We start from the raw sequence: 4,431 nt of genomic DNA, 5'->3' as shown, positions 1-4,431 counted from the left end.
AGATGTGTATAAGAGACAGGTCCTTGGATGCGTCCTCGGTCCGGGGCGTTACCGGCTTGCTCGCGGATTCTTCCGCGGGGGCGTCTTCGTTGACGACAGCCTTCGAAGGCGCCTGCACCGGCGTCACTTCCTCTGTTTCAGGAAGAATGCCGCGAGCGGGTGCGTCGAGCACGGATGCCGGCCGGGTAAGAGGGGCCGGTTCGATGACTGGCTCGTCCACGGACGTGGCTGACGCGGGGATGGGCGCGGCGGCCGGGACCGGCGCCGAGCCTGTCACCGGGGCGCTCTTGAGCGGAGCATCCGATTCGGTCTGGCGACGTTCCGTGGTGCGGGTCTGCGCCGAGTCGGCCGGGCTGGCGGCTTCCGTCGGGACATGCGCGGTCGGTGCGGGTGCGGGAGCATGCCCCGGAATGGGCGGGAGCTTCGGCAGGGAGGGCAGGGTCAACGCGGACGGGACGCTGTCTTCATCGGCCAGGTCGACCTCGACCGGGTGCGAGCCCGTATGGACCGGGGCTTCCACCGCGAAGGCGTTCTCGGCGGCTTCGACGGTGTCGAGCATCGGCGGGACACTGGCGCTCGACCGCGCGGTCTCGGTACGGGCGGCTTCGGTCCGACCGGATTCGGCCGGGGACGCGTCGTCGCCGTCTTCGTCGTCCATATCCTCGGCGTTGCCGGCGCCTTCGATGGCACCCGCCTGGCTACCGTCTTCCTGGCGACGGCGACGGCGGCCACCGCGGCGGCCACGACGGCGGCGCTGGCCACCCTCGGTTTCCTTCGTGCCTTCGCCCGGAGGCGTGTTGGCATCCGTTGCGATCGTCGCTTCGATGTCCGTCGCCGGCGTATCGGTAGCGACCTGGCTCAGCTTGTCTTCGTCTTTCGTCGCCGGTGGGGCCGACCTGTCCGCCGGAACGCGCGGCGAGGGCGGCGTCGCTGCCTGCGTCGCCGCGGTCGCGGCTACGGCGGCCGTCACGGCCTTGTCGGCGTTCTCGCCCTGTGGCTTCCGCTCGCCTCGCGGTTGCTGCTGGCGACGATTGTTCTCGCCACCCTGGGCGGCCTGTTCCTGGCGGCCCTGGCGGCCCTGTTGGGCATCTTTCTGCCGGGCCTGCTTCTCCTCGCCCTGGCGTGGTTCGCCGCGTCCCTGCTGCGGCTTGTTACCCGCCTTGGGCTGCTGGCCCTTGGCCTGCGGATTGCCGTCCTTGCGCTGACCCTGCGACTGGCGCGGCTCGCCACGGCCGCCGCGTCCTTCGTTGCCACGGCGATCGTCGCGACGCGGGCCGCGGTCGCTGCGACCGCCCTGGCGGGAATCCTCGCGACGAGCGGGTGCGGGCGCCGGTGCGGGCGCCGCCGCCGTGCCGCCACCGAAGAGGCTGCCGAACAGGCGGGAGAAGAAGCCACCGGAAGGCGCCGCCGGAGCGGGCGCGCGGCTGGCCGCGACCGGTGCGGCCACGACCGCGTCGGTGTCTTCTTCACGCAGCGGAGCGGGCGTGCTCGGAACCACGCCTGTCACCAGCGGTTGCTCGCCGCTGCCGAGGGCCTGGCCCATCTTGGGCAGGGCCGCGGCCGCGATCGGCGTGGTCCGCTCGTAGCTGGGCTTGCTGTGCTCGCCCATATCCGCCTCGCGGATACGGGTGATCTCCAGGTGCGGGGTTTCCAGCTTCTCGTCGGCGACCACGACCACGTGCACGCTGTGGCGCAGTTCGATCTCGACGATGCTGGCGCGCTTCTCGTTGAGCATGAAGTTGGCGACCGTGGCCGGCGCCTGCACCAGGACCTGCCCGGTGTTCTCCTTCATCGCGTGTTCTTCGATCAGGCGCAGGGTGGACAGCGCCAGCGATTCCACGCTGCGGATGTGACCGTGGCCCTCGCAACGCGGGCAGACGATCTGGGTCGCTTCGCCGAGGCTCGGACGCAGGCGCTGGCGGGACATCTCCAGGAGGCCGAAGCGCGAGATGCGGCCGATCTGGACACGCGCACGGTCGGCCTTGAGCGCCTCCTTGAGGCGCTCTTCGACCTCGCGCTGGTGGCGCGGGCTGTCCATGTCGATGAAGTCGATGACGATCAGGCCGCCGGCGTCGCGGATACGCAGCTGGCGTGCGATCTCGGTAGCGGCTTCGAGGTTGGTGTTGAACGCCGTTTCCTCGATATCGCTGCCCTTGGTCGCCTTCGACGAGTTGATGTCGATGGCGGTGAGGGCTTCAGTCTGGTCGATGACGATGGAACCGCCCGAGGGAAGGCGGACATTGCGCTCGAAGATGCTCTCGATCTGGGTCTCGATCTGGTACCGCGAGAAGAGCGGGGTCGGATCCTGGTAGAGCTTGAGCTTGCGCAGGTTGTTGGGCATCACCTGCTGGACGAAGTCGCGGGCGTCGTTGAACAGCGACTCCTCATCGATGAGGATCTCGCCGATGTCGTTGCGCAGGTAATCGCGAAGGGCCCGGATGAACAGCTTCGATTCCTGGTAGATCAGGAAGGGAGCCTTCTGGGAATTCGCGGCGGCCGAGATCGACTTCCACAGCTGCAGCAGGTAGTCCAGGTCCCACTGGAGTTCCTCGGCGTCGCGCCCCATGCCGGCGGTGCGCACGATGAGGCCCATGTCGTCGGGTACCGACAGGTGCTCCATGGCCTCCTTGAGCGCTTGCCGGTCTTCACCCTCGATGCGGCGCGAAACGCCGCCGGCACGGGGGTTGTTCGGCATCAGCACCATGTAGCGGCCGGCGAGGCTGATGAAGGTGGTGAGGGCGGCGCCCTTGTTGCCGCGTTCTTCCTTCTCGACCTGGACGATGATCTCCTGGCCTTCCTTGAGGAGTTCGCGGATGTTCGACTTACCTTCCGCGTTCGGATTGAAATACTCGCGGGCGATTTCCTTCAGGGGAAGGAAGCCGTGGCGTTCGGCGCCATAGTCGACGAAGCAGGCTTCCAGGGAGGGTTCGACGCGGGTGATGCGGCCCTTGTAGATGTTGGCCTTTTTTTGCTCCCTGGACGGGATCTCGATGTCCAGGTCGTACAGGTTCTGACCATCGACGATGGCCACACGCAACTCTTCGCGCTGAGTCGCGTTGATCAACATACGCTTCATTGTGGGTTCCTCGGCCTTGCCGCGCGGCCGCGCGCCGCGGTGGCGCCCAAGTGGCGGCCTGCCGGGGATCGCGCCGCAGCGGTGAGGCTTCAAGCGGCATGGGATCCGGGACCGATACCTGGACCCGGCGTGATTCGTGAATAAGCGCCTTGCAACCGGTCCGCGTCCCTACGGATTAGCCGGACAACCGCAACCCGAACCGCTACGATGTAGGGTGTCCTCGCCCTCCGACCCCTCGGACGGAATGGCGCGACACTCGCCTTACGCGGCGGTACTGGCACCCCGCGAGAGATGAGTCTTCAGCGGAGCCTGGCGCCCGCCGAGTATCCTATCAATTTCGAGTTTTATCAATGCAGACGGTAACTTCCCTCGACGGCGGCCAAGGTGTGCGCCAGGTCGAAATCGGTCCCGAGAGGGACGGTCAGCGCGTGGACAACGCCCTGATGACCCTGCTCAAGGGAGTGCCGCGCAGCCTGGTCTACCGCTTGCTGAGAACGGGGCAGGTGCGCATCAACGGCAAGCGCGCCAAGCCCGAGACCCGCCTAGCCCTCGGCGATATGCTGCGGATTCCGCCGGTCCGCGTGGCCGAGCGCGATGAAAGCGTCGCTCCTTCGGGCATGGTCCGGGCGGTCGCCGATTCGGTCATTTTCGAGGACAAGCACTTCCTGGTGATCGACAAGCCCGTGGGCATCGCCGCCCACGGTGGCAGCGGGGTGAGCCATGGCGCCATCGAACTGCTGCGGGCGGCCCGGCCGAACGAGCACCTGGAACTCGTCCACCGGCTGGACCGCGACACCAGCGGCGTGCTGGTGCTGGCGCGTTCCCGTCCGGGCCTGACCGGCTTGCAGGCGCTCATCCGGGACAACGAGGTGACCAAGCAATACCTCTGTCTCATGACCGGCACGCCGCGCAAGGCGAAATTCGACGTCAACGCCCCCCTGCTCAAGTCGGTGATGCATGGCGGTGAGCGCATGGTCCGTGTGGACGACGCCGGCAAGCCGTCGCTCACTTTCTTCCAGGAACTGGAGCAGTACCCCGGGGCCCGGCTGATGCAGGCCACGCTCGGCACCGGCCGCACCCATCAGATCCGCGTGCATGCCCAGTATGTCGGCCACCCGCTGGCTGGCGACCCGAAATACGGCGACGAAGAGGCCAACAAACGCTTCCGCGCCAAGGGACTCAAGCGGATGTTCCTGCACGCGGCGCGGATGAGCTTCGACCTCGGCGGCAAGAACTACGATTTTTCAGCCCCGTTGCCCGACGATCTCAAGGCGTTCCTGGACAATCTGCGCGGCTGACGCCTGTCGGTGGTAGCCGGCCTGGTGCGGTGGTAGCCCTGTCTCTTATACACATCT

At 67.3% G+C, this 4,431-nt stretch carries 2 protein-coding genes; one reads left to right on the top strand and one right to left on the bottom strand.

All coding sequences use genetic code 11. The features are described 5' to 3' along the window. A partial coding sequence (gene rne, locus ACR9ZJ_RS18950) for a ribonuclease E (protein WP_481288639.1) occupies positions 1 to 3,076 on the bottom strand: 3,076 nt, incomplete at its 3' end. Between the two features lie 350 nt (positions 3,077 to 3,426). Between rne and ACR9ZJ_RS18945 the strand changes: the two genes are divergently transcribed. Further along, entirely contained in the window at positions 3,427 to 4,374 is a 948-nt protein-coding gene (locus tag ACR9ZJ_RS18945; RefSeq protein ID WP_481288638.1) for an RluA family pseudouridine synthase, read from the top strand. Positions 4,375 to 4,431 lie beyond the last annotated feature (57 nt).

It is taken from the genome of Luteibacter sp. KNZ12-1A, from assembly GCF_056755675.1.
This window is presented reverse-complemented; position numbering and strand designations above follow the sequence as displayed.

What these genes read in the sequence shown, in the direction of transcription:
- ACR9ZJ_RS18945 (WP_481288638.1), top strand. Translation starts at nt 3,427, where the DNA reads ATGCAGACGGTAACTTCCCTCGACGGCGGCCAAGGTGTGCGCCAGGTC.